The organism is Salinispora cortesiana (assembly GCF_000484695.1).
Lineage (GTDB): Bacteria > Actinomycetota > Actinomycetes > Mycobacteriales > Micromonosporaceae > Micromonospora > Micromonospora cortesiana.
On the sequence record NZ_AXVR01000039.1, the window covers coordinates 20,771 to 47,293 of the forward strand.

Consider the following 26,523-nt stretch of genomic DNA (forward strand, 5'->3'; position numbering starts at 1 on the left):
ATGTGGTGGGCTTCGACGAACGGCTCAAGCCGTACGTGCGGGACGCTGACGGCAAGCGGCGCAAGGATCTGCCGAAGCCGGGAGTCAAGGACGACCCTGCCCTCGCGCCCGCTGCATACCAGCGGTTCGGCGGGCTGAAGAAGGACGTCCGTACCATCGCCAGCGAGCAGATCCGCCGGCTGGAGCAGGCGATGGTGACGCAGCGACGGTGGACGGGCGCCGAGTTCCGTCAGCTCTTCGTGGGGCACCCACTGGTGTGGCACCTGGTACGGCGGTTGGTGTGGGGGCGGTACGACGAGCGGGGCGAGCTGGTCGGTGCCCTGCGGGTGGCCGAAGACCGAACATTCGCCGATGTCGACGACGACCCGGTGTCGCTTCCCGACGACGCCGTGGTCGGTGTCGCCCACCCGGTGCAGCTGGCCGATGCCGTGGCCGCCTGGGGCGAGGTGTTCGCCGACTACGAAATTCTGCAACCGTTCCCGCAACTCGGCCGGGACGTACACACGCTGGCCGAGACGGAGCTGACAGCGCACCGGCTGACCCGGTTCGAGGGGATCACCGTGCACGTGGGCAAGCTCCTCGGCCTGGAGCGCCGTGGGTGGCACCGGACGTCGCCGGAGGACGGCGGGGTCCAGGGCTGTGTCGAGCGCGAACTGCCCGGCGGGGGCGCTGTCGTGATCGGGCTCGACCCGGGCATCGTCGTCGGCCTGGTTGACGAGTTCGTTGACCAGAAGCTGGACGAGATCTGGGTGCGGCGCGCCCAGGACAGCTACTGGGGCAACGCACGGGTGGCGTCGTTCGGCGACCTGGACCCGGTTTCCGCTTCCGAGAACATCCGTGACCTTGAGGAGATCACCGAATGAGCGCGGGTAGTGGGCGAACGACGGGCGCGGCGGGCGCCGACGGCGACGCGACGCCCCGGATGCAACGGCCGCCGGCCGAGATGCGCTACGCCGACGAGTTGGCGCGGCTGCGCGCCGAGGACACCGCGGAGCGGCCGCCCGGCTGGGCGCTGAGCCTGCAGGCGGCCCGGCGGTTCATTCTCGGTGACGAGCGGGCCGGCATTCGTCGCAAGTTCGTCGGTGACCCGTCGCTGATCGACCGCGCCCTGGTCACCCTCGCCACCAGTCGCGGCCTCATGCTCGTCGGCGAGCCGGGCACCGCCAAGTCGCTGCTGTCGGAGCTGCTGGCCGCCGCGGTCAGCGGAGACTCCACGTTGACCATCCAGGGCGGCGCGGCGACAACCGAGGATCAGATCAAGTACTCGTGGAACTACGCCCTGCTTGTCGCCGAGGGCCCGTCCCGGCGGTCCCTGGTGCCGGCGCCGCTGTTGCGGGGCATGGCGGAGGGCGGGGTGGTCCGGTTCGAAGAGATCACCCGCTGTCCCCTGGAGGTGCAGGACTGCCTGCTGTCGCCGCTGTCCGACCGGGTACTCGCGCTGCCGGAGCTGACCGGCGACGACGCGATGGTCTTCGCCCAGGAGGGATTCAACGTCATCGCCACGGCGAATACCCGTGACCGTGGTGTCAACGACATGAGCTCTGCGCTCAAGCGCCGGTTCAACTTCGAGACGGTCTTCCCGATCGCCGACTTCGACACCGAACTGACGCTGGTCGTCACCGAGGCGGGCGAGCTGCTCCGTCGCTCCGGGGTGACCGCCGAGCCCCGGCGCGACGTTCTCGAGGTGCTGGTTCCCGCCTTCCGCGAGCTGCGCGTCGGCCAGACGTCCCGCGGCGACGCGATGGAGCCCCTGTCGGCCGTGATGAGCACCGCGGAGGCGGTGTCGGTCGCCCACGCCGTCGGGCTACGCGGCTGGTTCCTGCGGGGCGAACCGGGCACGGCCGCCGACCTCGTGTCGTGCCTCGCCGGCACGGCCGCCAAGGACAACCCCGACGACCTGGCCCGGCTGCGGCGCTACCTCGAGCAGCAGGCCAGTCGGCACGCCGGCGGGCAGTGGAAGGAGCTGCACACCGCCCGGCACCTGCTGCCCGGCTGATGGGAGCCACCTTCATCGGCGTGCGCCACCACAGCCCGGCCTGCGCCCGGCTCGTCGCCGCGACAATCTCGGCACTACGGCCGGCGTACGTGCTGGTCGAAGGACCAGTGGACATGAACGGCCGGCTCGACGAACTGCTACTCGAGCACGAGCTGCCCGTCGCGGTCTTCACAAGCTACCGCGATGCGGAACGGCAGCATGCCTCCTGGGCGCCGTTCTGCGCGTACTCCCCGGAGTGGGTCGCGCTGACCACGGGCCGCGAGGTGGGTGCCCAGCTGCGCTTCATCGACCTGCCCGCCTGGCATCCCGCATTCGCCGGACGGCGTAACCGCTACGCGGACGCTGAGCAGCGGTACGCCGAGGTGATGGAGTCGCTGTGCCGCACGTTCGCGGCCGACAACGTCGACACGCTGTGGGACCACCTGTTCGAGGTCCCCCCGGCCGACGGCCTCGCCGAGCGGCTCGCCGTCTACTTCGACCTGGTCCGCGGCGAGTCGACGGCCGGTCCGGAGGACGCCGCGCGGGAGGCGTACATGGCCCGGTGGGTGCGGGCGGCCGTCGCCGACGCCGGGGACCGGCCGGTCGTGGTCGTCACCGGCGGGTTTCACCGGCCGGCACTTATCCAGCTCAGCGCCACCAGCGACAGCGCCCCGGTCGACCTCGGCTGGCCGCAGACGCCGGAGCTCCCGGCCACAGCGGCCGGCGGCAGCTACCTGGTGCCGTACTCGTTCCGCCGGCTCGACGCCTTCGACGGCTACCAGTCCGGGATGCCGTCGCCCGACTACTACCAGCGGCTCTGGGACATCGGCCCGGAGTCCGCCGCGGACCAGTTGATGGCCGCGGTGGTCGGGCGGCTGCGGGAACGGCGACAGGCGGTGTCGACGGCGGACCTGATCGCGGCGCGCGTCTCGGCGGAGGGGCTCGCCCGGGTACGCGGCCACCGGCACCTCGCCCGGGTCGACGTTCTCGACGGGCTGGCCGCCACACTGGTCAACGAGGCGCTCGACGTGCCCCTGCCCTGGTCGACCCGGGGCACCCTGCGCACGGGCACCCATCCCGCGATAGTCGAGATGGTCGCCGCCCTCAGCGGCGACCGCGTCGGCCGGCTGCATCCGTCGACCCCACTGCCGCCGCTGGTGCACCACGCCGAGGCCGATCTGGAGCGGCACGGGCTCGACCGGCCCGGCGACGTATCCCTGAAGCTGACCGACCCAACCGACCTGGAGCGCAGCCGGATCCTGCACCGGCTGCGAGTCCTGCGGATCCCCGGCTTCACCCGGCACGCCGGCCCCACCACCGGCATCGACCCGGTCCTCGACGAGGAGTGGAGCGTACGCGCCGACGACAACCGCCTGCCGGCCCTCATCGAGGGCGGCGGCTACGGCCCGACGCTCGATGAGGCAGCGGCCGCGGTGCTGGCGGATCGGATCGCCGCCGCCCGGGGTGACATGGAACAGCTGGCCGCCGCCCTGTTCGGCGCGGCCCTGTGCGGCAGCGGTCAGGTCTCCGACCGGGTGCTGCACGACGTCGCCGGGGCGGTCGCCGCCGCACCCGAGGTGGGACCCGTCGGCCGGGTGCTGGCCGTCGTCCTCGCGTTGTGGCGCCACGACCACCTGCTGGGCACCGCTGGCAGCGGAACGCTGGGCGCGGTCGTCAAAGCCGGGGTAGAGCGGGTCCTGTGGCTCGCCGAGGGGGTTCACGGCGGGGCGGCGCCCGCCGAGCCGGCGCGGATCGACGCGCTGGTGGCGGCCCGCGATGCCCTCGTGCACGCCCGGTCCGCGCTCGGGCTCGACCGCGAAGCGGCCCTGGCCGTGGCAGCCCGGATCGCCAGCAACGCGCACGTGCCGCCGGACCTCCGCGGGGCGGCGTTCGGCTTCGCCTGGTCGCTGGGCGCCCAGGTCGAGCCGGTACGCGCCGTGCGCGGCGCGTTCGCCCCGGCTTCGGTCGGTGACTGGCTCGCCGGGATGTTCGCGCTGGCCCGCGAGGGGGTCCTCGCGGCCAACGGGGTCCTCGACCTGCTCGACGAGCTGCTCAGTGGGATGGGCGAGCAGGAGTTCCTCATCGCCCTGCCGGCGCTGCGCCAAGCGTTCGCGTACTTCCCACCCCGGGAACGCGAGACGATCGCCCGGCACGTGCTGGCCCGGCGCGGCGTCGCCGGGTCGGGCCGGGCGCTGCTGCGGCTGCCCATCGCACCCGACGTGGTCGCGGCCGGCCGCGCCCTCGACGAACGAGTCGACGCGCTGCTCGCCCGGGAAGGACTGATGGGCACGTGACCGACCCCGAACCCCAACCCGACCTGGAACGGTGGCGGCTCGTCCTCGGCGAGCCCGGCGACGCCGCCCTCGGCTGCCGACCGCTCGCGGCCGAGACCGCGGCCCGCGACGCCGCGCTCGAATGGCTGTACGGCCGCGACGAGGAACTCGGTCGCCGGGGCGTACGCCGCGCCGGCGGCCGGTCCGGCGGCGACGGTCCCGCGACACTGACCACGGTCGACTGGCTCGACGACATCACCCAACTCTTCCCCCGCGAAACCATCGAGCGACTGCAGCGCGACGCGGTGGAGCGGTACGAGATCCACGATGTGGTGACCGACCCCGCCGTCCTGGAACGCGTGGAGCCCAACCAAAGCCTGCTCAGAGCGGTGCTGCGCACGAAGCACCTAATGAACCCGCAGGTCCTGCGGCTGGCCCGGCGCATCGTCGAAGCGGTCATCCGCCAACTCATGGACAAGCTGGCGACCGAGGTGCGGGTGGCGTTCACCGGCGCACGGGCCCGCCGGCCGAGCCGGTTCCGGCAGGCACGCAACTTCGATGTCCGGCGCACCATCAACGCCAACCTCGGCCACTACCGGCCCGAAGAGCAGCGGCTGTTCATCGAGACGCCGTACTTCTTCTCGCGCACCCGCCAGCACATCGACCAGTGGCAGGTGATCCTGCTCATCGACCAGTCCGGGTCGATGGCCGACTCGGTCATCCACTCCGCGGTCACCGCCGCCTGCCTGTGGGGACTGCCCGGCGTCCGCACCCACCTGGTCGCCTTCGACACCGACGTCGTTGACCTGACCAGCGATGTCGACGACCCGGTCGAGCTGCTGATGAAGGTGCAACTCGGCGGAGGCACCAACATCGGCCGCGCGGTCGACTACGCCGCGCGGCTCATCGAGCAGCCCCGGCGGGCCATCGTCGCGCTGATCACAGACTTCTACGAGGGCGGATCGGAGGAGCGGCTCGTGCGTGCCGTCAGCGGCCTGGTCGAGCAGGGCACCAAGGTGCTCGGGCTGGCCGCGCTCGACGAACAAGCCAACCCGGTGTACGACCGGGGGGCCGCGCAACGCCTGGCCGACGTCGGCGCGTCCGTCGGCGCGATGACACCGGGCGAGCTCGCCACGTTCGTCGCCGAGCAGGTGGGCCGATGAGCGCACCCCCCGCCACCACCCGCGGCGACCTGCTGGCCCTGACGCCCGACTCGCTGGCCGCCCTGACCAACCGAGGGCTCGTCAAACGGGCCACCAAGGAGCTCGACCAGGCCGCGCCGGCCGTCACCCTGGACGGCGACGACACCGTGCGCGCCACCTTCCCCGACGGCACCGCCGCCAGCCTGCCACCCGGCGGCCTGGACGCTGGCGCCTGCTCCTGCGACGCCACCACGGTCTGCCGCCACCTCATCGGGCTCATCCTCGCCTACCAGCGGCAACAATCCGCTGCCAGTTCCTTGGCCGACCAGCGGCAACACACCGCTGCCAGCTCGCTCGCCGGCTCCGGCCCGCAGCCGCGTTCGGGCTCCGCCTGGTCGGCGAGCACCCGGACCGCGTCCCCAATCGACGTTCCGTCCGCCGCACCACCGAGCACCGGCACTGGCCAGGCCGCGTGGTCACCGGGCTCGTTCACCGACGAGCAGCTCACCAGCCGCATCGGCACCCGACTGATGGCCGCCGCCCGGCGGGTGGAACGCGCCGGATACCTGGCCCGGGTACGCCGCCCCACACCCACCGACCCTGTCCCCACCGTCGAACTGGGCTCGGTCACCGTACGCTTCCTCGTCCCCCACGACCTCGGCTTCGTACACACCGACGCCGTCGCCGGCACCCGCGACGACGTCGTCGCACTCGCCGTGTGGGCGTTCCGGGTCGCGGACGAGCGCGCGCCCGGCCTGGCCGAGGCGCGGGTCGAGGTCGGCGGCCCGGCCAACGACGACGGCAGCGGCTCAGGGCTCGAGGCGACGCTCCTGCTCGCCGACCGGGTGCTGCGCGACGGCGCCGTGCACGTCGGCACCGGCATGGCGGCGGCTGTCGCCGAACAGCAACAGGCTCTGGACGCCGTCGGGCTGCGCTGGCCGCTGCTCGCCCTCGGCGACCTGGCCGACCAGCTGACGGCGTACCGGGAACGCAGTGCCCGGTACCGGCCCGACACGCTGGCCGGACTGGTCCTGGAGTTGCATGCCCGGCACCGCGCGGTCTGCAACGACAGCGGCAGCCTGCGGGCCCTGGTACTCGGCACGGACGAGGCAGCCGAAACCCCCCTTCGCCGGGTACGGCTCGACTCCCTCGGCTGCCGGGTGTCGGCGGTGGGCGAGCAACGTAAGGTGGAAGTCTTCTATGCGCACGCCGAGACGGCCACGGTGCTGGTGCTACGGCGTAGCTGGGACGGAGCGGCCGACGGCGCCGCCCTGGCCCGCCGACGCATCACTGGAGCCACCCTCGGTGCCCTGGCCGCGGGCAACGTGGTGACCGAGTCCGCCGTACGCAGCGCGAGCCGCGCTGTTCGGCTGGCCACCAGCCGGGTCGCCCAAACCACAGTCAACCCGTCGCAGGGGCATTGGGACGCGCTGCCCGAGGCGCTCGTCGTGCGGGACATCGACGCGCTCGGCGGCGAGCTCGACGCGCTGCCGCCGCGGATGGTCCGGCCCCGCATCGAGGCCGAGCTGGTACGCGTCGTGGCGGTCGCCGACGTCCTGACCGTCAACTACTCGCCCGGTCAGCAGCGCCTCGACGCCGTCATCGTTGACGCGCACGGCACCCGCGCCACGGTCACCGCCACCCACACGGTTGCCGCGCCCGGCCGACTCGATGCGGTCGCGGCGGCCCTCACCGGCAAGAACGGCCGGGTCCGATTCGTCAGCGGGATCGTGCACCGCTCCGCCGGCGAAGTGATCATCGATCCCCTGGCGTTCGCCGTGGACGGAACGATGGTCGTACCGGACCTGGCGCCTTCGGTGGCGAGTCACCTAGGGTTCGACGGCGGCGACAAGCCCAGCCAGCTGGTCGCCGCGCTGCAGGAAAGCCGGACGCTACTCACCACCGTTGCTCACCAGGGGCTGCTGCACCTGCCGACCACGTACCCCGACCGCCTGCTCGGCGCTGCCCGCGAGCTGACGAAGGTTGGGCTGCGGCGGGTGGCGAGCGCCGTCAACGGCTTCGCCGGGACGCTTGGCGCAGACCCCGGCGAAGACGCAGTGCAGGCATGGGTGGACGCCGGCTTACGAGTAGAGGTGGCCCTCGACCTGTGTTGATCCGAGTCCGAGGCATGGCGTAGCGGCATCGCCTCCCCGCTCGTCGACGGACCAGCCCGCACGCCAGGCGGTGACCTGTTGGTCGAACTGCAAGTCCGGCACCGGATCCGGTTGACCGCGGTCGCGGGCAGCACAACCTGGCTTGGCTAACCGGCGGTCAAACTGGACGGGGTCCCGACGAAGCAGATCGCCCTGGTGTTCTCGCTCGGTGGCATCGGCGGGATCGTCGGCAGGAACAGGCACCCGATCAACCGTCGTCGGCTCCGATACCGAACTCGCTAGCCCAGGTCAGCGCCCGGAGGGCACCCGAGCGGATGTCGTCCAGATGGCGTGCGAGCTCCCTCTCGGAGTCTCGGAACAGTCCCTTCCGTACGGCGGTCAGGCCAGGGCCGAGCCGCAGATGCAGGCCCCGACCGGCGACCTCGCTGAGCGCCCGTAGCGTAGTCGGTGAGCAGCGCCCGCTCGTCCAGCTCGCCTGCGCCTCCGAAGAGTTGGTAGAGCGAGACGAACATCGCGAGATCGATGCCGACTGGACCGGTCCCCACGTGCTCCCAGTCAATGAGCACCAGGCGCCTGTCGTCGGCAAGGCCAAGGTTGTGCACGTGGAGGTCGCCGTGGAGCAGGGTGGGTATGATCCGGCCAGCCTCGGCGATGAGCCGGTCAAGCGCGTCCAGGCAGGCGTGCAGCCGCCGGACCCGACCGGGCGAGAACAGGCTGGCGAGCCGCGGGTCCACACCGAGCAGGCTGAGGTTGTGGTGGCCCGCCGCCACGTGATGCGCGTAGGCGGCGTAGCCGTCCCGCTCCAGCCAGGGTGCGCCGAGCAGGCTGGGGTCGGCCGCCACCGGAATGGTGCAGTAGGGCCAGTCCGCGCGCCACGTGGTGCGCGTCCGCGGGGGTCCACCGACGGTCGATGGCTTCCGCGCCGTCCCGCATGAAGATCCAGTCCCGGCCGTCGTACCGCGCCACTCCCGCGTCGGGCGGGGTGCTCAGCTGCGCGGGGATGGCCCTCGGCATCGGGCTGGAGAAAACCGGACCTCCCGCTCGACGAGCGAGGGATCATTGTGCTCCAGTAGCGACTGGTTGCGGCCCGCAGGGATTTGGCGATCCACCGGGACGCACCGCCGTCGCCTAGGTCGGCGACGACGCTCAGCACGGTGGCCTGGCCCAGTCCTGGCGAGAGGTCCTCCGTCGCGAGAACCCTCGCCTCCGGGCGGCTCAGATACTCCCCCGGTGCTCGCGCGAGCTGCTCGGGAGCGGAAACCAGCGGTCGTTCATGTCGCCCATCTCCACCGTTAGGAACTGGTGCACCCGGGAGAGTCCCCGGGTGGCACGCTTGTGCGGATGCACTCCTGCAGGTCGGTCGGCTGCACGTCCCGCCGACGCAGGTTCTCCATGATCAGAGCGGAATTCTCCGCCACAAACGCCGGTCGAGCATCAGCACCTTCCGGTCTCGAAGCACCGAAGCCCTCCGGCCTTCACGATAATGGGTGCGAGCCGGCCGTTCCGATAGGTGGTGTTCACGTGGTCAAGGCGCGACCAGCCGCGGGCGGTGGGCGGTGGGTGGAGATCTCACCGGAGCGAATTCATGGTTGGCTCGACGGCTTCTACAGCCGCCATGACGGCGCCACCGAGCAGGGCCTCGTGCTGACCGGCATGAACAACGGTGATACCGCCACGCTGTATCCGCCGCCGGGGCTTGCCGAGGCGAAGGATGTCGACATGCTGCTGGCCCGCATCATCCGACCGCCCCGGATCGCCGTGCTGCTGGCCCGTAAAGGTGCAGTTGCCGCCGGCGTCGTGGACGGAACGACCATCACCGTCTCCAAGATCGAGCGCTTCTATGTACAGGGGCGCACCGCGGCCGGCGATTCCTCGCAGCAGCGCTATGCACGTCGCCGCGCCAACCAGGCCCAGGCTGCTACTCAGCGGGCTGCGGACATCGCCGCGCGGATCATGCTGCCCCATTCACCCGATGTTGTCGCCGACCCTCACGATGCAGTCAGGTCCCTGGTCTGTGGCGGCGACCGATCGATGATCGAGGCGATACTGACAGACCGGCGTCTGTCGCCACTGGCACTGCTGCGTCATCCACACCTGCTCGAATCCGCCGAGCCCCGTCTGACTGTCCTGGCGGATGCGGCGGTGGCGGCCAGACGGATCCGCATCCATCTGATGCCATGACCACCATCAGGTCCAGCAGGTCGATGACGACCGACCAGGATGACGCACGAAGATCGCGCGGCCGAGGCGGACTGATCCGGGGCCGCCACGTGCCGATCATCCAACGTACGGGTTTCGACATCGTGACGGGACGCAACGCATCCCGCCACCATGTTCGGCGACACCGCCGACTCGTCAGACCAACCCGGCCACGAGCCAGGCCAATACTCCGAGCACCAGAAGCCGAATTGACCACGTGACATAGGCAAACTTGCGACTCGCCACCATATGCGCCGCCCAGACGTGTCCCGCCAGCATCCGGGCGGTGGCGTGTTCATCGACTGTGGTTGCCAACCACGCGTCGACGAATCCCTGGCTGTTGCGTCCGTAACGCTTGGCCACGTACGCGAAGTGCTGCAGCGGCTCCGACGCAGCCGCCTCTCGTCGCGGCATCAGCGTGTGCAACGCGAGGAGCGCACTCGTCGCGGCCGCTACCGCAGAAAGCACCGGGAGCATTGGCGACCAGGCCGGACCCAAGCCGGTCAGGGAGTCCTGGCCGGAACACAGGCTGCCGCCCAGGAGCCCGGCGGCTGCAAGGACCGCAGCCGCCTTCACGTCGGCGAACCGAATGGTCTCGTGTAGTTGCTGGAGGGCGTTCCACCCAGCTTCACTCTGCGAACCGCAGAAACGGCGCGCCCCCGTCACGTCTCGACCCGGTCACTCGGGTCCCCCAGCTGGCTGGCGAGGTCCGTGCGGTCGAAGCTACGGAATACCCGATCGAGCTGGCCGATCAGGTGCCGACGCTCGTCCGCGCTGAGCCCGGCGACGAACTTTCCGATGAGCACACTGATCGGGTCCTCCTCAGCCTGTGGGGGCGCAGTCACGTGCGCACCACTGCCAAGTTGAGCGGCGATCGTATCGAAGAGCGGGTCTGTCATGGACCGAAGATCGGCCGGGTGGTGGAGATGCCAGTACATCCGAGCCAGGTCCGGCCTGCCGAAGATCTCGTCACGCAGCCACCGAAGCTGACGCAGTTCGCCTCCACGACGCTGCTCTTCCAGAGTCTGGCGTCGTTCGGCCTCCTCCCAGGCGGTGGTCACGGCAAGCGCCTCGGCAGGCGCGGTGATCCGGACACGCAGGTGGGTGAGGACCAGGCTGGTCTGCGGCACGGCAATCTCGCTAACGCCCCTGGCATTGATTAAATCGGCCAGGTGACTCGCACCCGTGACGCGCCGGGGGGCGGCCCACCGGGCGAGGTGATCCCAAACAAAGGCACGAACCTTGACCTCGGCCTCCGGTTCACATCCCCGCCACTCAACGGTCACCTCCGCCTGAAAATTCGCGCCGGGCAACGCGCTAACGAGCGTGGCCTGAAACGTGTGTGACGGGGACGGCAAAGGATAGTGCATTTCATCCCCCGACGACCGCTCCCGTAAGATGCCCCGCAATAAATTACGCATCTCATGCTCCTATGGTGAGTGGATCGACCTGGTGCAGGCTCTCGACGACGTGGTCACGCACGTCACGCCGATCCGGGCTGGTCACGTCGCGATCGACCGACTGCCACGCGAACGTCAGCTTCGAGAGGCGCACGAGACGGCGGGTCCCGCCGTCCCCACGACGCACCACATCTCCCAGGAACTCGACAATCCGGATCCGATTCACCTCGGACCAGAGCGCCGCGTCGAGCAGACTCTCGCCAAATTCCGTACGGGCCTCATCGACCTCGGACTGATCGAAGAGTCGGGCCACGGCCGCGACGAGCCCGCCGCGCAACGACTCGTCATGCCAGGTCACCAAGACGGGATGTGCCTCACTACGGGCGAGCGCCGCGAACACCGTCCACGCCGTTTCCGTGCGACCACCAGGTTCACCTTCGGACCAGTTGGTAAGCACCTCGACGATCCGAGGGCGTAGCCGGGGTACCTCCCAGAGCCGACTCACCGCCGTCACGAGGGCGTTCCGGACGACCGGAGAGTCACGGTGGGCAATGTGGCTCAGACGGGTCAGCGACACCCGGGGATAGAGCCGGGCGAGTTCGCCTGAGCAGACTTCGGCGATGGTGCAGAGGGACTGGTCACTCGCACGCTCCAGGCGCGACCAGCGGTAGAGCAGACTCCGTACATCGGCCCCCACCTCATCGCTCATGGCAGTGGCTGTCAGGGCCTGCACCACGTGGGGCTGCAGATTCGGCCGTCCGGCCCAGCGATTCAGCCATACCAGTGGGCGGGTGTCCCGGGTCCGTAACACGATGGCCACCAGACTCCCGACAATCCGTTCCGCCAGCCGGGTCTGCCGATGGTCATTCCGTCGTAGCGGCAGGTCCATGGCCCACTCCCACAACGTTTTGTGAAACCAGGCTGAGCGGTCACCATGCAAAAAGGTCAGTACTGCCGCGCCATAGTTCGCCCGCTCGAACCGGAGCCCACCGTCCACCACCTCAGCTTTGATCTCGCTCATCAGCGCCCGAAGTCCGGTTTCCGCGAGCCCGTCTGAGCGGGCGGAGGGCAGGTCACCAAGCGTCTGCCCGAGCGAGTTGACCGCATCCAGTACCTCTGCCGGCGGCTCTCCCTCGAGCAGGGCGGCTGCGACAAGGAATAGGCGATGCCGGACACTCCTGGCTACGCTGAACCAGTTGGCCAGGACATCGTCCCAGTCACCGTAGGCCCCGCACACCTCCTCAACGAGCTTCGTCACGTCCTGCTCGGGATGGTTACGGAGGGCGGTCACGATGATCCCGGAAAGCCGCATAGCGTCCACCACCGTGGCTCGGGTCAGCAAGTCACCGATTGCGGGGTTCCCGATGATGGGGGAAGCGTCGACAGCGTGCACCGCGCACTCGCGACGGATAACCTCCGCAAGGTTTGGGGGCGGGACCTGAACGATGGGGGCGGTTCCGACGCTGCCGGCGGCGGCCCAGACGGCTGGGGTCGCCACGACCACCAGATTCGCGCCCAGAGTCGCCAGGTTCGCGGCATGGGCCTGCAACCGGCCGCCCAGGTCGGGACTCACCCGTTCCCGCTGGTGCGGCAGACATAGCAGGTACGTCACTCCCCGTTCCGCCGGAAGCTCCATCGCAGCGAACGGGCGCCCCCGCTCCTCGTCGATCAGAATTTCCTCCAATCGCCGCCCCGCCTGGCTCGACTCGTACAGCAGCGCGACCGCAGCGGTCCGCAGCCCGGAGTTCGCCGGGCCCAGCATCACCACCCATGGCTGATCGCCGACGAGGCGGGCTGCCGCGGCCCGGTCGAGAGTGAGACCCTGGTCCTGGCTGGCTAGTCGGTAGCTGCGTGGCGCGAGTGACTGCACTACCTGCTCGACATAGGCCCGTAGCAGGTGGTGCCGGCGAGTGGCCTCGTTGATCAGCTTGTTTTCGACAAAGGTCTGGTGCACGCCCCCGTGCACGGTGCCGCCGGCGACCACCTGCCCGACGTTGATGCCGCTGACAGCCTCCGGGTAGAGGTCCTCCTCGAGCCGCTCGTCCTCGGTAAGAGCGACGGTCTCCTCGAGGCTCACGATTGGCTCCCGAGGGGGTTACCGCCGAAGGACTGGTGCATTCCGCCGTGCACGGTCCCACCCCCGATCACCTGCCCGTAGTTGGTGCCCACCGGCTGCTGCGACGGCTGGTGGGCGAGCCCTCGTGGGGACGGAGGCTCCGATGCGACTTCCGCTTCGCTCGTCCGGCCCACCGGCCAGGCCCCCGACGGGGTGGGTAGGTGCAGCCACGCACGCTGCGCGAACGCCTTGCCCTCCACCCGGGCCTCCACGTCAACGAAGTGGTCCGGGTGCAGACCGGAGTAGCCAGCACTGATCACGTCGTGGAAGACCCGGTCCGAGACGATCATGGCAACCAGGGTGATGCGCGGTTTGGCACCCGTCAGCACGCTCTTGACTACCCCGGAGTCCAGGAGTCGGTGCGTCTCGTTACGTGCTGCCCCATTTCCCCCCTGCCCCACTGCAGCCGGGTCGGTCGGCAGGGGACCCACGTGCAGGCTCACCCGTAACCTCAGCGGCTCCTCCCCTCGGTGTTGGCGCCGGTGGTCGTCCAGACGACTCTGCAGCATGGCCGGAAAGGGATGGACGAGATACGCGAGTATCCGTGTGGGCAAGCCCACAGCCAGTCCGTCCCCGGTTGGGCCATAGAAGTCGGGACTCGACCACTCCGCGTCCAGCCCGGCATCCCGCATCGCGTCCCCAACGAGCCGATGAATGGTGCGGGAGACGTTCTCATGCGTACAGCCGGGCAGGTCTGTGAAGCCCTTCGCGTCAACCGCCAGCACGGCGCGGTAAGGCGGTAGCGGGCGGGACTGCTCGAACGGGGATAGCTGCTCCATGTCGCGTTCCCTTCGCAGGCGGCCGGACAGGGGCAATCGTGTCCGGCCCGCTCGGGTAGCACTGCCCACCGCTGTGCACAGCAGAAGTGATGTAGCTATCAGCCACTGTGTTATCCGGCCCGCCGGTGCAGTGCATCGACGTCGAGGATCGATACCCGCATGCGGTGGGTGTCCAGCACGCCTTCGGCGCGGAGAACCCCGAGCGCGAGGACGACCGCGTTCCGGGACGCACCGATTAGCTCTGCCAGATCCTGTTGTGGCAGCTCGAAGGCGCGTTGGCCACCGGCAGCGTCAGCCGTCACATAGAGCCGGAGCAGTGCCCGGGCTAGGCGCTGCCGTACCGGAAGGACGGCGATCTCGGTCCGCTGGACGTCAGACTGTCGGAGGCGGTTGACGGTATACCGGGCGTAGGCGGCGGTGACGGAAGGGCGTTCGATAAACCGTTTGAAACTCCCCCCTGGGACCACCCGGACCACCATGGGGGTCAGCGTCGCAACCGTGCCGGAGCGGCGGCCACCGTCCATCACAGCCAGATCGCCCACGACGTCACCAGCCCCGCGAATCGTCAGAATCGCGCTCTTTCCCACTGCTTCGCCACGAACTACCTTGACCGCGCCGCTGAGGATCACGTAAACGTGCTCCCCCTCGTCGCCCTGTCGGAATAGCGGGTAGTCGGCAGCCATGAGGCATCGGGAACCGAGCGAGCACATCGCGGTCCAGTCCGTTGGTGAAAGGAGGGAAGCGAGACCGCCACTGCTGGCGAACAGGTCGTCAACGTCCACGCACAGAAGGTAACGAGTGATTTCCCTCCGGCCTACCCTGAAGCCGCCCCCTCCGCCGGAACTGCGGCATCACGGTAGGGCGGCGCCGGAGTTCCGACGGACTGGTCGGAAGGGGCCAGTCGCCGGCGCCGAGGGCGCAGCTCTTCGCCGCCCGCTACGCCGCCGAGGAGGAGGCATCACGTTGCGATCCACTTCGCGACGTGTTCAGGCTGTTCGATTGCGGCCTCGGTCAGTTGGTCGTGTGCGAACTGTCGTACCCCTGCGGCAGAGTCCCGGCATGGTGAACGTAGAGCTGCTGCGGCCCATGTTCCAGACGGCTTGGGGACCCGACACATGCGACCCGCATGACCTGGCTGACTGGCGGCCCGAAAATCCGGCCCGGGGCCAGTGCGGAACAACCGCACTGGTAGTTCAGGAGTTGCTGGGCGGCGAGCTGATTCTCGGTGAGGTCCATGTTGAGGGCGTGAAGACTGGCTTCCACTGGTGGAACAGGCTCCCCGACGGCACAGACGTCGACCTGACCGCCGGGCAGTTCCACCCCGGTGAGATTGTCACCGGCGGCGCGGTCCGCCGCCGCGAGCCTGGAACACCGCTCAAGCGCTGCCGCGGCCAGTACGAACTGCTCGGGCACCGGGTGCTCAACACACTGGCCGACAATCACCCGAGGATGAGTGTTGACCGTCCCCATATGGCAGGCCAGGCACGCTGCCACCCACCCGCCGATGGTTCGCCCACTCGGCCGGACGGACCGCCGATCCGCATCGCTGTGGTCGCGCTGACTGGCCCGACAGGTGCGGTGCTGCTCCAACTCCGCGACCCGCACGCGGCGGCCGAGCCCGGCCAGTGGGCGCTCCCTGGCGGGCACGTCGAGGCGGGCGAAACTCCGGCGCTGGCCGCCGTCCGGGAATTGGCCGAGGAAGCCGGCCTGACCACGAGCCTTAACCCACTATGGCAGGACCTACGGCCAGACCTGACCGGCTCAGCCTCCGCCGTCGAACTACACGCCTTCATCGGCACCACCGAGGAGACGACGATCGTGCTCGGTGCGGGCCGCCCAACGCGGTTCGTGCCGATCAGGGAACTATCCGAGGTGGACCTGAGCCCAACGGCAGCGGCCGTACTGCACCGGCTTCTCACCGTCGTTGTCGAAGCGCCAGCGGACACCGATCGGTCACGGTGCTCGCTCAGCCGAGCGGGGTGCCCTGGGCGGTCATGAAAGGCACCGGGTCGATCGCGCCGGCCTCGCCACGTACCTGCGCACCCGGACGCTTGACACGGGTCTGCTACACCCCACGGGTCACATTTCGCCTCTGGCATGCTTAGTGCTATGACTGACCAGCCCCCGAATGGCCTGCCGAGCTACCGCCTGCTGACTGGACCGGACGACGAAAAATTCTGCTACAGGGTGAGCGAGCTCCTCGATCTTGGGTATCGCCTCCACGGCAGCCCAGCGGTGACGTTCGACGGAGTACGAGTGATCGCCGCGCAAGCCGTTATCTGGCCAGGCGCTACCGCGGGACGTGGTTAGCCTGAGTCCGTGGACAGTCCTCGGGGTTGTTCTCTTGGCCGGATCGAGTCAATCTTGATCGAGCCAGGTCCGGACCGCCGGCAGGGATCCGGACCTGGCTCGCGAAGACTTGCTGCGTCGCGTCGTCGGCCAACGTCGCGCGCTGCCACTGAGCGGGGACTTGCAGAACTCCCGCGATGAGGGCGGCCGGGATCCTGGCAGTGAGTCTCCTTGACCGGGAGCTACCGAATTCCCACGGTTCCCCCTTGACTGCGCTGACGGCCCCTGACGGCAAGGAGTGTGCCTGCCCCCGCCGAGGTGAAGACGGCGGCCAGCACAAGCCAGCCGATCGCACCATGGGTGAGCGCGGTGGTGGTGATGACAAGGGGAGCGAGCATGGCACCCGCGGCGACGCTGGCTTGGTTGACTCCCTGATATGCGCCGGCAGAACTGTTTGGTGCGAAGTCGAAGGCCAAGCCCCAGCTGCCGATCTCGGCGGTGACCTCGCCGACGGTGTGCAAGACGGCGGCGCTGAGCAGCAAGCCAATTGCGATGGCAGTCGGTGCGGTGGCGGACGCCGAGTAGACGAGGCAGGCCAGCGCGAGGGTGAGTCCCGCTATGTGAACTGCTCGGGCGCTACGACGAATTCCATGAATGCGCCTCGCCAGGGGGGTTTGGATAGCGACGACGAGGGCGGTGTTGAGAAGTAGCACCAACGTGACGGTGATGGTGGGCGCTGAGGTGTGTTCGGTGATCCAAAGAGGAACGCCGACGGTGAGGAGGCCGGCATGCATGGCCAAAAGCGCATTCAGCCCGCTGACGGCCAGATAGCAGCGGTCCCGCAACGGTGATGATCCTGAGCGGCTCGCGGGCCTGACGGCACACGTCTCGTCGTCGCGCGCACGTGCGGCGAGTTTGCCGCGGATGGCCAGCAAAGGCCAGGTGGAGATCAGGACAAAGATCCCGGAGCCCAGGATCGCCATCACGTAGCCGACCTTGGTGTCGGCGAGCAGGGCCAATCCACCGCAGACCGTGCCGACGCCCATGAAGACGTTGATGACCACGCCGAGGCGAGCTCGGACGAGGACGCGCTCGGCGCCGGTGAACGCATGGGCCAGCACGGTGGCCCGGGCGGTGCCCTGAGCGGCTTTGCTGGCGACGGCGAGACAGGCGACCAGGGTGAATGTGGTGAGAGTGGCAGTGGTGGGGTAGGTGAGTAGGGCCAACCCCTGGCTGGCGGTCGTGGTGACCAAGACGGCCGATGCGCCGATTCGATCTGCGGCGCGACCGGCGACGAATGAGGCGGCGATCGCGATCGCGCCAGCAATGGTTAGCCCGAGGCCGACCTGGCCGACGCCCAGACCGACGACCCTGGTGAAGAACAGGGCGCTGACTGTGTAGAACACACCGTTGCTGAACGAGGAGGCCATGGCTGATGTGGTCAGTGCCGCAGCGACTGGGTCGGCTGGTCGCAGCGTCGTAGTGGAGCTCTGGACGACCACTCTCCATGGCCTGGATGCCGGACGTGGGCGGCTCGGGGCGGTCACGAGTGGCTCGGCGGGTCGAGGGTGCGTGCGAAGCACACCGACTGAGTGGCACCCAGGTAGGGGCCGAAGGTGGGGCTTGGATCGTAGCCTTCACGCTCGTAGAACCGCACAGCCTCGGGCTGTAATGTTCCAGTCTCGAGGACAAGCTGTCGAATGCCAACGTGGTACGCGCGTGCTTCGAGGTCGTGCAGAATCGCCTTGGCAACACCGGTGCCACGGTGCGCGGGGGTCACGTACACGCATTTGATCTCCGCCGTGTCCGGTGCGAGCATTCGCAATCCGCCACAGCCGACCGCAGCCCCGGCCGGCTGCCGGGCGACGACAAAGACGGCCATGTCGTCCGCGCTGAACGTGACACCCGGTTCGTGGTCGTCGCTTCCGTACCCGGAATCGAGTTCCGCTCGTTGCGGGGCGCGCAGTCTGGCTGCGTCCGGCGCTTTCCATGGCTCAGGGGTGACGAGCACGTCCATCCGGTCCTCCCTTTTTCGTAACAAGCGTTACCGTAACAGTTGTTACCGTAACACCTGATACGGGGACCGCGTTGGGTGTGACGGTTCGACAGGGAAGGCGGGATGGCTCGTACTCGCCCTGTCTGTCAGGGGGAGTTGAGGCCAGCGGCTCGCAGCAAGTCCGCCGGACAGGGCAAGTTCAGGATCGAGAGTCGTTGAATGCTGCTCAGGCCTGCGCCACCCGTCGGTCCGCCCCGGGGGCGGTCAACGCCGTGGCCCTCACCGGAGTCGCTGGCCTGGCCGACGTACGGGCAGTTGCGCCACCAGCTTCACCGCCGGCCGGTCTGTGAGCTGGGTATAGTCGGCGACCCGGCAGGACCGGTCCGGGGGCTGCGGGCATACCGGGTTGAGAGCGTCGACATGGCGGTCGCCACCCTCATCCACACCGACGTGGGCGACTGGGCCGCCGTCGTGGCCGAGGCCCGCCGAGTGCTACGGCCAGGGGGCCGGTTCTGCTACGTGGGGGTGCACCCCTGCTTCGTGGGCCCATTCGCCAAACGGGACGGTGACACCGTACGACTGCATCCGGGGTATCGGGACCACTCGGTGACGTTCACCGGGCCCGGGCCCGGGCCCGGCGTCGGGATCCGCTCCCGGATCGGGGTGTGGCACCGCACCCTGACGGAGCTGCTCGACGCGGTCACCGGACCCGGCCTCCAACTGCTCCGGGTGGCCGAGTACGAGACGACCGGACCAGTGCCCGGACTGCTCGGCATCGTCGACGGGCGCGGCTGAACGCCCAAGCCGGGTCAGCGGCCAGGCGGAGCGGACGGCACGACTGCCGGCCCTGGCGGGGACCAGCGCGGCCTGCCCGCGCCGCAGCCGGGCGGTCTCCGTGCGCACCACGTCGCCACCCGGGCCGGCGGCGTCCCGGCCTGTCCCAGGGTTCAGCCCGTCGGCGTACGACAGCAGGCGGTGCACCATGCGCACCGTCTCGTTCAGCGAAGTCCCTGCGGCCACACTCAGGATCTCATCCTCGTCCGCTGTCACCAAGTCCCCTTCAGCAGCCTGGCCGGAACTCGTGGACCACCTCAATCAGCCCAATAATGTGCCGGTTGAACTCGTCGAGTTCCTCGGCCGGCACCCACAGCTCGAGGATGTCGCGGCCGCCAGCCTGCCGGACCGGGTAACGGGAGGCGAACGCGCGGTCGACCTCGAACCGGGTGACGTAGCCGACGCCGGAGGCGGGCACGTTCCAGTCCCGGGCGATCATGATCGCGTACTCCTCGTTGAGGACCGGGTAGAAGATCGACTGGTCGGCCAACCGCGGCGGCCACGCCTTCCAGCCGGAGGCGCGCACGAGGTCCAACTCCTCGGGGCCGGTCGGCCGCCACAGAATCGTCGTCTCGACCATCGCGGCGCTCCTTCCTGGCGGGCGAACAGTACCGGCTGGCCCACGGCGTGGACCAGCCGGTTTCCGGCTTCGTTGCCGTACCGATCAGTCGAAAGCCGAACGCCTGGGCAGCCTCAGCGCTGCCGCCGACCAGCCACTGCTGACAGCGCAGGTCAGCGTCGGAGATCCACTGAACGATCTCGTCAACCAAGCTCCCAGGGTCACCTGTCAGCACTTCGATCAACGCGACGAACGGCAGCCACAGATCTCCCACACCGGCGGTCGTGTCGCCACCCATCCGGGATGACATCCATCGTCTGCACTATGTCTATCCGGTGGTCGCAGACGCCGCCTGGCCTGCCCGAAGCGGTCGCGCCGCCACGTCGTGGCAGGATCTCCTCGTATGGAAGGTCTCCTGCCACACCGAGCTGCCCAACTCCTCGGCGACGCCCGCCGGGTCGTCATCTTCACTGGCGCCGGCATCTCAGCAGAGAGCGGCGTGCCCACCTTCCGCGACGACCTCACCGGCCTGTGGGCGCGTTTCGACGCCCAGCAGCTCGCCAGCGCGGAGGCGTTCCACGCCGATCCGGACCTGGTCTGGGGCTGGTACGAGTGGCGACGCGCCCGGGTACGCCGAGCCGAGCCCAATTCAGGGCATCTGGCCATCGCCGCCATCGAATCCCGAACCCCCGGCCCTACCGTCATCACGCAGAACGTCGACGACCTGCACGAACGCGCCGGAACCCAGGCCGCGATCCACCTGCACGGCAGCCTCTTCACACCCCGCTGCGTGGCGGCGCCTGCTCACCCGGCAACCTTCCCAGACCCACCCGACGCTGAGGCCGCAGAACCGCACGAGGGCCGCCGCATCTCGCCGCCCCGGTGCGCCTCCTGCCGGGCGCTCGTCCGCCCTGGGGTGGTGTGGTTCGGTGAGGCGCTGCCCGAGGCCGCGTTGACCGCAGCGGTCGAAGCGGCCACCGCCTGCGACGTGCTGCTGACGGTCGGCACCTCCGGCGTCGTGTACCCGGCCGCCGAGATCCCCCGGATCGCGGCAAGCTCAGGGGCCACCGTGATCCAGGTCAACCCCCAGCCGACCCCACTGGACCGGATCGCCACCATCAACCTGCGCGGCACCGCCACACAGGTCCTCCCGACCCTGGTAGCAGCCGCGTGGAGGTAACTGGAGAAGTATCGGCGCCCGGCCGCCTGGCACCACATGCACCTCAACCCCGTCTCGACAACGACCGGTAGCGCCCGAAGCTGAGCGTGCCTTTGCTGCCGGACGGTGGCGGCCCGCTATCCGGCAGTCGGGTCAGCCGTCGCCGTTCGTGTGACGCCGACAGACCTGAGCAGGTCGATGTCGTCGCGGCGCCCGGGTCCGAGGTTGCGGAAGTCCCTGTCCCACCCTCGCCGTCGTGGATCTACACCCTGTTCGCCGTCACCTGTGTGCCGTGCTGGGCATGCGATGTGCGTCGGGGAGTTGAACCCCACGCCCGCCCTCGGCGTGCCGGGAGTAGGCCGGATTGACCGCCGGCCTGCGGTCTTGGGTACGCCTCCACGTCGGCTACCTGCACCGCAACCGTTCAGTCCAGCAGCTCGGCCTCCCAGTTCGTGCGCTGGATCATCGTGTCAACCTCGCGCAGCTGCCGGGCCAGAACGTCCGCCTGCCTCCGCAGCTCCACCACCGGCAGCGCCGGAACCATCTTCAACTCCGACCACGGCTGCCGATATCCACGTTGGCCTTCCCCAACGGCGGCATTCGCGGCGACGGTGATCATGCTAAGCCGGAGCACGTAGAGCGGAGGCGTCCTCCGCGGGCGCCTCACCTTCCTGGTAGCGGGCGGCCACAGCCGCCACGACGATCAACAGCGCCGAGAGCAGAGGCTGACGCCCCGCAGTATGCCGGGTGCGCGCGGCAGTAGCTGTGTCCATCGCCGCGATCCCGCCAGAGATCGGCTCGTCCCACGGTCCTCGTACGCTGGGCTGCCGGCTGCGCTCCTCAGGACAGCGGCACGGCGCAGTGCAGGCGCCGGAACAGGTGCCCGGCTAAGTCAGCTGGCTCGTCGTGCCCGTACTGATTGGTGACGCTCGCCAGGGCGGGCTCGCTGGCCGGTTCTTGACTACTTCTTGCCCTTTTCCAGACGTACCTTCACCTTGCGCTGCCATCGTGAGGCCTGCCGAAGCTGCGCACCTCCCACTCACCGTGTCCGGCGGTGCGTCACCACCTTTGTGGATTCATCGAGTGAGGAAGACGTCTGTTGCTCAACACCAGGAGAAACGCCGTTCCGTCGACCGGCGATGAGGGGGCAAACAGTGCCACCTCCTCGGCCCTGCCAGCGGTGGGACGAGACCGCTACCTTGACCTCCTGCGGTCCGTCGCCATCCTTCGCGTGGTGGTGCTACACACCGCCGGGGCACCCTGGATGACGCTGGCCTTTCCATCCATGGGCATCATGTTCACGCTCGGTGGAGCGATGATGGCTGCGTCCCTCGATCGCCGGAAGGGAGCCACGACCGTCATTCGGGGCAGGATGCGTCGGCTACTACCCCCGCTGTGGATGGTGGCGGCGGTCGCCCTGCCGTTGATGTGGTGGGAGGCACACGGGTCGGATGAGCCGTTCCGCCCGACGTGGCAGTATCTCTTCTGGCTCCTGCCGGTGGGTGACCCGCCCGCCGGCGAGTCCGAGCTGGGTGGCGGCTTCACCGGCGTGCTGTGGTACCTGCGCGCGTACCTGTGGTTTGTGCTGCTCTCGCCCCTGCTGCTGCGCATTTTCCGCCTGAGTCCCTGGGCGGTGCTGGCTGTGGCAGGGTGCGGGGTGATTGCCCTCGACCTGTCAACCGTCGGGGGTGAGGGGACCCTGAGCTCGATGCTGAGCGGCTCGGAAGGGCTGTTGAGCAGCTTCGTCGTCTACCTGGCCTGCTGGCTTTTGGGATTCGCCCACCACGACGGTCTGTTGTCCCGCATCAGCGGCTGGGCCACCATGCTCCTGGCCACCGGGCTGACAGCGGTAGGTTTGTGGTGGACCTACCGGGCCGAGCAAGAGATCGAAATTAGCTCGCTCAGCCTCTATGACAGCCTGGTGTTGAATACGCTGTTGTCGCTCGCGTTCGCCTTGGTGTTGCTGCGCTTTCGGCCGGGTGCCGGGCTGATCGACCGGGTCACCCCGCTCCGTGTGCTGACCGAACGGATGAACTCCCGGGCGGTGACCATCTACCTCTGGCACTACCCGTTGCTGCCTCTGGTGTGGTGGCTGAGTGAGGACGGCGTATTCGTCGGATGGCCCATGCCGGAGGTGATGGCCATGATCTGCGTGGAGTTCTCGCTGGTCCTGGTCGCGGCGTGGGTGTTCGGGTGGGTCGAGGACCTTGCTGCCCGCAGACGTCCCTCGCTGCTGGGCGGGGGCAGGAAGCGGTCCCCGGCGCGTGCGTGAAGTTCCGCAGGCCGACGACACAGAGGGGGCCACGTGGCGGCCATGCACCGGTCAGGCCGAGGTTGGGCTGGTGGGCGCAGGTGCTCGGTTCAGCGCTCCGGCAGCTCGAAGCCGATCGTGGCGCCCCCATCGTCGCGGTTGTGCGCGAACACCGTCCCGCCGTGCGCGGTCACCACATCCCGGACGATCGCCAGGCCCAACCCCGAGCCTCGCATGCCCTGGGCCTCGGGAGCCCGGTAGAACCGGTCGAAGAGCCGCCCTTCGGGTAGGTCTGGTATCCCGGGTCCGCGGTCCCGCACCTCAACCCGGCCCCGGTGGATCACGATCTCCACCGGGGCCCCGGAGGAATCGAACTTGGTGGCGTTCTCGACCAGGTTGGTAAGGGATCGTTCCAGGGCCTGTGGCCGGCCGGTGACGACGGTAGCGTCGACCTGCGTCGTGATCTCCCGGCTGGATCGGGTACGGAAGCGCTGGGCAACCCTTCCCGCGATCTCCGCGAGCTCAACGGGCTCGGTCGCCTCCAGTTCTCGGGTGTCCGTCGCAAGCTCCACCAGCTCGTTGACCAGCTTGATCAACTCCCTGGACTCCATCGTGAGGTCGGTCAGCAGTGGACCGCGGGCGGCCAGGGGCAGTTCGTCGAACCGGTACAGCAGGGCGATGTTGGTCCGCATGCTGGTCAGTGGAGTGCGCAGCTCATGGCCTGCCTCCTGCACCAGTCGTTGCTGGGCGTCCCTGGACCGGGCGAGCTGACCCAGCATCCGGTCGAAGGCCGTGCCGAGGCGGCCGACCTCGTCTCGCCCGCCCGCAGGCACGGGCAGATCCAGCCGTCCGGTGACGGCTACCTCCTCCGCCACCTTGGTCAGTCGGAAGAGGCCGCTGGTCACCCGGGTCGTCACGAACCAGCCACACACCCCGGCCGCCAGCGAGATCGCGACGCCGACCGCCGTGATTCTGGTCCTGAGGCTCGTGAGTAGCGAGTCCACCTCGCTGAGCTGTTGTGCCACCTGGATAGCTCCGCGCCCTCCGCCGAGCGCGACCGTGACAACTCGTACCCGGGTGTGGTCCAGCTGCGCTTCGCTGCTCCGGGTGTGCCCCGGATCCCCGGCCGCGGCCACCGCCCGGTCCACGTCCGACACCGAAAGCGGCTGGGGGTAGCCCTCGTCAACGACCTGCCCTCCGGGTCCGAGGATCTGGCCGATGAGCGTGTCGGATCCAGCGAGGACATCACCGAGATCAACGCCGAAGTCATCGTCCAGCTCGACCAGGTCATCCGGCGTCAGGTCACCCGCATCGATCGTCAGCTCCGCCACGGCCTCCGCCGCCCGGTCGAAGTCGTCGTCGGTCTCCTGCCAGATCAACCCGGACGCCTGACCATAGCTCAGCGCGCCGACACCGACGGCGACCAGCGCCGCGACCGTGGCGAACAGCAGGGAGAAGGTCAGCCGCAAGCTGGGCCGGGTCATGTCACGCAGAGTCATGATTCGCGGAGCGTGTACCCGACTCCCCGGATCGTGTGAATGATCTCGGGTGCGCCCGGGCGGGCCAGTTTGCGCCGCAGGTAGCTGATGAAGACGCTCAGGTTCTTCGATCCAGGGCCGAAGTCGTAGCCCCAGATGCGGTCGTGAATCGTGGTGCGGTCCAGCACCACCCCGCAGTTACGTATCAGTAGTTCGAGCAGGTCGAACTCCGTCCGCGACAGGATGATCTCCGCACCACCCCGCCATGCTCGGCGCGCTGCCAGGTCGAGCCGTACCCCGGCTGCTGTCAGTTCGTCGCTGGCAGGGTTGTCCGGACCGATGCTCGGGGCCGCCCGGCGCAGCAGGGCGCGCAGCCTGGCCAGGAGTTCCTCCGGCTCGAAGGGCTTGACGAGGTAGTCGTCCGCACCGGCGTCGAGCCCAGCGACACGGTCCGAGACCTGGGTTCGTGCGGTGAGCACGAGGATCGGGGTCCAGTCGCCCTGTGCCCGCAGGACCCGGCAGACCGTGAGGCCGTCCAGGCCGGGCATCATCACATCCAGGACGAGTAGGTCCGGGTTGTCCCGGCGGATCGCGGCAATCGCCTCAAGGCCGTCACCCGCGGCGACGACATGGTAGCCCTCAAGCAGCAGGGACTGCTCGACGGCGCGGCGGATGGCGGGATCGTCCTCGGCGAGGAGGATCGTGGGCACGGACACCACCGGACTGTGCCACATCTCGTCCGACCGGAGCCACCGCACCGGGCCTCCCCACATTCCGCCAGGCCCTCGTCTTCGACACCCCTACGCTGGCCGGTCTTCGCCACCCCTGCGCTGACCGGCGCCAGAATGTGCGTCCTGCGGTCACTGACCACGCCACCCGCCGGGTCCGCGTCCTGGACACCGTACGAGCCCGGCGTGGCGGCACACCGCTCCCCCGGCCGCTGCGACACCTCGCTCCCCGCAGTGGCGGCGGAGCGGCCCGGCCTTCATGTGGAGGGTGCACCCCTGCTTCGTGGGCCCGTTCGCCGAACGAGGCGGTGACACCGTACGACTGCATCCGGGGTACCGGGACCACTCGGTGACGTTCACCGGGCCCGGGCTCGGCGTCGGGATCCGGCCCCGGGTCGGGGTGCGGCACCGCACCCTGACGGAGCTGCTCGACGCGGTCACCAGAGCCGGCCTCCAGCTGCTCCGGGTCGCCGAGTACGAAACGGCCGGACCGGTGCCCGGACTGCTCGGCATCGTCGGCGGGCGTCGCTCATCACGCCGACGTTGAACAGCTGGACGCAGCAGAGCTTCATCACCTCCGTGTCGCCGTAACCCTGGCTCTGCCGCTCAAGCTCGGCCAGGGCTGGCCCAGGTCGCGGATCTGACACCGGGCCCTCGATCTCCCCACGGACCACATACACGCCACAACACGCATGCCGAGATGCGTACTCCAGGGCTTGCACATCACGCTGCGCGGGTCGGGGTGTCACCGCTACGCAGGTAGGCCAGGGCAAGCAGGGCTTGCCGGCCGGCGTCGTTCAGGAGAGGTGTCGAGCCAGGTCCCGGGCAGCCTCCTCGCCATATCCCTGGCGCATGCGATCGAGGAGCACGGTCGGGTCGACCTGGTACTCCTGGACGCCGATTCTCTCCAACCCGGGACATTCACCAGGTGGTGATCTTGTAACGGTTTCGTGAGGTCCGGAAAGGCGAAAGTGCCTGCCAGGCAAGGGAAAATGGTGATTGCGACATCTACCAGGATCTCTTGCGAGGAGGCACTTCCGACGTGCGTGAGCTTACCGGATGGTCGAAGGGCCTGCGCGTCACGGCTGACGGTGACGGGGTGGTGGCGATGGTGGGGGTGGCGGGCCTGCGGATGCTCGCCGACCGTACCGGCCTGACCGCGGGCATATCGAGGGTACTGGCCAAACCCGGGTTCCAGCCGGTCCACGACCGGGGCCGGGTCCTGACCGAC

Annotated in this window: 23 protein-coding genes and 2 pseudogenes; 13 read left to right on the forward strand and 12 right to left on the reverse strand. The window is 69.1% G+C overall.

What is annotated here, in order from left to right; all coding sequences use genetic code 11:
- Positions 1 to 2 precede the first annotated feature (2 nt).
- The 5 genes and pseudogenes from K228_RS0116930 to K228_RS0116950 form a co-directional block, all read left to right on the forward strand.
- Positions 3 to 863, forward strand: a pseudogene (locus K228_RS0116930) (DUF4132 domain-containing protein); the annotation flags it as partial.
- Positions 860 to 1,996 carry an ATP-binding protein gene (locus K228_RS0116935; protein ID WP_025619504.1) on the forward strand — a complete coding sequence of 379 codons (1,137 nt, stop codon included), beginning with the start codon at positions 860 to 862 and terminating at the stop codon, positions 1,994 to 1,996. The pseudogene K228_RS0116930 and the gene K228_RS0116935, both read left to right, overlap by 4 nt.
- Positions 1,996 to 4,269, forward strand: coding sequence for a DUF5682 family protein (locus tag K228_RS0116940; protein WP_025619505.1), 2,274 nt, complete (start codon positions 1,996 to 1,998; stop codon positions 4,267 to 4,269). The genes K228_RS0116935 and K228_RS0116940 overlap by 1 nt, the downstream gene beginning before the upstream one ends.
- A complete protein-coding gene (locus K228_RS0116945; RefSeq protein ID WP_025619506.1) occupies positions 4,266 to 5,411 on the forward strand; it encodes a VWA domain-containing protein in 1,146 nt (381 codons plus the stop codon). The genes K228_RS0116940 and K228_RS0116945 overlap by 4 nt, the downstream gene beginning before the upstream one ends.
- Positions 5,408 to 7,504, forward strand: a complete 2,097-nt coding sequence (locus tag K228_RS0116950; RefSeq protein WP_025619507.1) for a hypothetical protein — start codon at positions 5,408 to 5,410, stop codon at positions 7,502 to 7,504. Before K228_RS0116945 ends, K228_RS0116950 begins: the two co-directional genes overlap by 4 nt.
- Before the next feature lie 278 nt (positions 7,505 to 7,782).
- Here K228_RS0116950 and K228_RS28890 read toward each other — a convergent pair whose 3' ends face one another.
- Positions 7,783 to 8,346, reverse strand: coding sequence for a phosphotransferase family protein (locus K228_RS28890; RefSeq protein ID WP_025619508.1), 564 nt, complete (start codon positions 8,344 to 8,346; stop codon positions 7,783 to 7,785).
- A gap of 679 nt (positions 8,347 to 9,025) precedes the next feature.
- Between K228_RS28890 and K228_RS0116965 the strand changes: the two genes are divergently transcribed.
- Positions 9,026 to 9,685, forward strand: coding sequence for an acVLRF1 family peptidyl-tRNA hydrolase (locus K228_RS0116965; RefSeq protein WP_025619509.1), 660 nt, complete (start codon positions 9,026 to 9,028; stop codon positions 9,683 to 9,685).
- Between the two features lie 174 nt (positions 9,686 to 9,859).
- On the opposite strand, the gene K228_RS0116970 is transcribed toward K228_RS0116965, so the two are convergent.
- From K228_RS0116970 to K228_RS0116990, 5 genes are all read right to left on the reverse strand, one after another.
- A complete protein-coding gene (locus K228_RS0116970) occupies positions 9,860 to 10,369 on the reverse strand; it encodes a Pycsar system effector family protein (protein WP_025619510.1) in 510 nt (169 codons plus the stop codon).
- Positions 10,366 to 10,833 carry a hypothetical protein gene (locus tag K228_RS29620; RefSeq protein ID WP_245603499.1) on the reverse strand — a complete coding sequence of 156 codons (468 nt, stop codon included), beginning with the start codon at positions 10,831 to 10,833 and terminating at the stop codon, positions 10,366 to 10,368. The genes K228_RS0116970 and K228_RS29620 overlap by 4 nt, the downstream gene beginning before the upstream one ends.
- Positions 10,834 to 11,125: 292 nt before the next feature.
- Positions 11,126 to 13,180 (reverse strand): hypothetical protein, encoded by a 2,055-nt coding sequence (locus tag K228_RS0116980; protein ID WP_025619512.1) that lies wholly within the window; start codon positions 13,178 to 13,180, stop codon positions 11,126 to 11,128.
- The gene (locus tag K228_RS0116985) at positions 13,177 to 13,998 is read right to left on the reverse strand and encodes a hypothetical protein (protein ID WP_025619513.1); all 822 of its coding nucleotides are present in this window, start codon (positions 13,996 to 13,998) and stop codon (positions 13,177 to 13,179) included. Before K228_RS0116985 ends, K228_RS0116980 begins: the two co-directional genes overlap by 4 nt.
- Positions 13,999 to 14,108: 110 nt before the next feature.
- A complete protein-coding gene (locus tag K228_RS0116990) occupies positions 14,109 to 14,780 on the reverse strand; it encodes a Crp/Fnr family transcriptional regulator (protein ID WP_025619514.1) in 672 nt (223 codons plus the stop codon).
- A 277-nt stretch (positions 14,781 to 15,057) separates the two neighbouring features.
- On the opposite strand from K228_RS0116990, the gene K228_RS25780 reads away from it, so the two are divergent.
- Together K228_RS25780 and K228_RS27360 are read left to right on the forward strand one after the other, a co-directional pair.
- Complete coding sequence (locus K228_RS25780) at positions 15,058 to 15,996, forward strand: YunG family protein (protein WP_025619515.1); 939 nt, start codon at positions 15,058 to 15,060, stop codon at positions 15,994 to 15,996.
- 111 nt (positions 15,997 to 16,107) lie between these two features.
- Positions 16,108 to 16,308, forward strand: coding sequence for a DUF1737 domain-containing protein (locus K228_RS27360; RefSeq protein ID WP_080671621.1), 201 nt, complete (start codon positions 16,108 to 16,110; stop codon positions 16,306 to 16,308).
- A 221-nt stretch (positions 16,309 to 16,529) separates the two neighbouring features.
- Here K228_RS27360 and K228_RS0117000 read toward each other — a convergent pair whose 3' ends face one another.
- Both K228_RS0117000 and K228_RS0117005 read right to left on the reverse strand, forming a co-directional pair.
- Positions 16,530 to 17,834: an MFS transporter gene (locus K228_RS0117000; protein WP_025619516.1), complete on the reverse strand. Its 1,305-nt coding sequence runs from the start codon at positions 17,832 to 17,834 to the stop codon at positions 16,530 to 16,532.
- A complete protein-coding gene (locus K228_RS0117005) occupies positions 17,831 to 18,304 on the reverse strand; it encodes a GNAT family N-acetyltransferase (protein WP_025619517.1) in 474 nt (157 codons plus the stop codon). Before K228_RS0117005 ends, K228_RS0117000 begins: the two co-directional genes overlap by 4 nt.
- 198 nt (positions 18,305 to 18,502) lie before the next feature.
- Here K228_RS0117005 and K228_RS29625 point away from each other — a divergent pair, with 198 nt between their 5' ends.
- On the forward strand, positions 18,503 to 19,078 hold the full coding sequence (locus tag K228_RS29625; RefSeq protein WP_080671622.1) for a class I SAM-dependent methyltransferase: 576 nt from the start codon (positions 18,503 to 18,505) through the stop codon (positions 19,076 to 19,078).
- 265 nt (positions 19,079 to 19,343) lie between these two features.
- Here the strand turns inward: K228_RS29625 and K228_RS0117015 are convergent, their stop codons facing one another.
- Positions 19,344 to 19,697 (reverse strand): hypothetical protein, encoded by a 354-nt coding sequence (locus K228_RS0117015; RefSeq protein WP_029723682.1) that lies wholly within the window; start codon positions 19,695 to 19,697, stop codon positions 19,344 to 19,346.
- Between the two features lie 382 nt (positions 19,698 to 20,079).
- Here K228_RS0117015 and K228_RS0117020 point away from each other — a divergent pair, with 382 nt between their 5' ends.
- Positions 20,080 to 20,856 (forward strand): SIR2 family NAD-dependent protein deacylase, encoded by a 777-nt coding sequence (locus K228_RS0117020; RefSeq protein WP_025619519.1) that lies wholly within the window; start codon positions 20,080 to 20,082, stop codon positions 20,854 to 20,856.
- Positions 20,857 to 21,259: 403 nt separating this feature from the next.
- On the opposite strand, the gene K228_RS30195 is transcribed toward K228_RS0117020, so the two are convergent.
- Entirely contained in the window at positions 21,260 to 21,454 is a 195-nt protein-coding gene (locus K228_RS30195) for a DIP1984 family protein (protein ID WP_342667123.1), read from the reverse strand.
- Positions 21,455 to 21,934: 480 nt separating this feature from the next.
- On the opposite strand from K228_RS30195, the gene K228_RS0117030 reads away from it, so the two are divergent.
- Positions 21,935 to 23,107, forward strand: a complete 1,173-nt coding sequence (locus K228_RS0117030) for an acyltransferase family protein (protein WP_025619521.1) — start codon at positions 21,935 to 21,937, stop codon at positions 23,105 to 23,107.
- A gap of 89 nt (positions 23,108 to 23,196) precedes the next feature.
- Here K228_RS0117030 and K228_RS0117035 read toward each other — a convergent pair whose 3' ends face one another.
- Both K228_RS0117035 and K228_RS0117040 read right to left on the reverse strand, forming a co-directional pair.
- A complete protein-coding gene (locus K228_RS0117035) occupies positions 23,197 to 24,570 on the reverse strand; it encodes a HAMP domain-containing histidine kinase (protein WP_025619522.1) in 1,374 nt (457 codons plus the stop codon).
- Positions 24,571 to 24,581: 11 nt separating this feature from the next.
- Entirely contained in the window at positions 24,582 to 25,298 is a 717-nt protein-coding gene (locus tag K228_RS0117040) for a response regulator transcription factor (RefSeq protein WP_025619523.1), read from the reverse strand.
- A gap of 253 nt (positions 25,299 to 25,551) precedes the next feature.
- On the opposite strand from K228_RS0117040, the gene K228_RS0117045 reads away from it, so the two are divergent.
- Entirely contained in the window at positions 25,552 to 25,839 is a 288-nt protein-coding gene (locus tag K228_RS0117045; protein ID WP_155251589.1) for a hypothetical protein, read from the forward strand.
- A gap of 495 nt (positions 25,840 to 26,334) precedes the next feature.
- Positions 26,335 to 26,523: pseudogene (locus K228_RS0117055) on the forward strand (IS1380 family transposase); the annotation flags it as partial.

Bases quoted from the DNA above. Each gene is read 5' to 3' on its own strand.
- K228_RS0116935 (WP_025619504.1), top strand. From the start codon at position 860: ATGAGCGCGGGTAGTGGGCGAACGACGGGCGCGGCGGGCGCCGACGGC.
- K228_RS0116940 (WP_025619505.1), top strand. From the start codon at position 1,996: ATGGGAGCCACCTTCATCGGCGTGCGCCACCACAGCCCGGCCTGCGCC.
- K228_RS0116950 (WP_025619507.1), top strand. From the start codon at position 5,408: ATGAGCGCACCCCCCGCCACCACCCGCGGCGACCTGCTGGCCCTGACG.
- K228_RS0116985 (WP_025619513.1), bottom strand. From the start codon at position 13,998: ATGGAGCAGCTATCCCCGTTCGAGCAGTCCCGCCCGCTACCGCCTTAC.
- K228_RS25780 (WP_025619515.1), top strand. From the start codon at position 15,058: ATGGTGAACGTAGAGCTGCTGCGGCCCATGTTCCAGACGGCTTGGGGA.
- K228_RS27360 (WP_080671621.1), top strand. From the start codon at position 16,108: ATGACTGACCAGCCCCCGAATGGCCTGCCGAGCTACCGCCTGCTGACT.
- K228_RS0117005 (WP_025619517.1), bottom strand. From the start codon at position 18,304: ATGGACGTGCTCGTCACCCCTGAGCCATGGAAAGCGCCGGACGCAGCC.
- K228_RS29625 (WP_080671622.1), top strand. From the start codon at position 18,503: ATGCTGCTCAGGCCTGCGCCACCCGTCGGTCCGCCCCGGGGGCGGTCA.
- K228_RS0117015 (WP_029723682.1), bottom strand. From the start codon at position 19,697: ATGGTCGAGACGACGATTCTGTGGCGGCCGACCGGCCCCGAGGAGTTG.
- K228_RS0117020 (WP_025619519.1), top strand. From the start codon at position 20,080: ATGGAAGGTCTCCTGCCACACCGAGCTGCCCAACTCCTCGGCGACGCC.
- K228_RS30195 (WP_342667123.1), bottom strand. From the start codon at position 21,454: ATGATCACCGTCGCCGCGAATGCCGCCGTTGGGGAAGGCCAACGTGGA.
- K228_RS0117035 (WP_025619522.1), bottom strand. From the start codon at position 24,570: ATGACCCGGCCCAGCTTGCGGCTGACCTTCTCCCTGCTGTTCGCCACG.
- K228_RS0117040 (WP_025619523.1), bottom strand. From the start codon at position 25,298: ATGTGGCACAGTCCGGTGGTGTCCGTGCCCACGATCCTCCTCGCCGAG.
- K228_RS0117045 (WP_155251589.1), top strand. From the start codon at position 25,552: ATGTGGAGGGTGCACCCCTGCTTCGTGGGCCCGTTCGCCGAACGAGGC.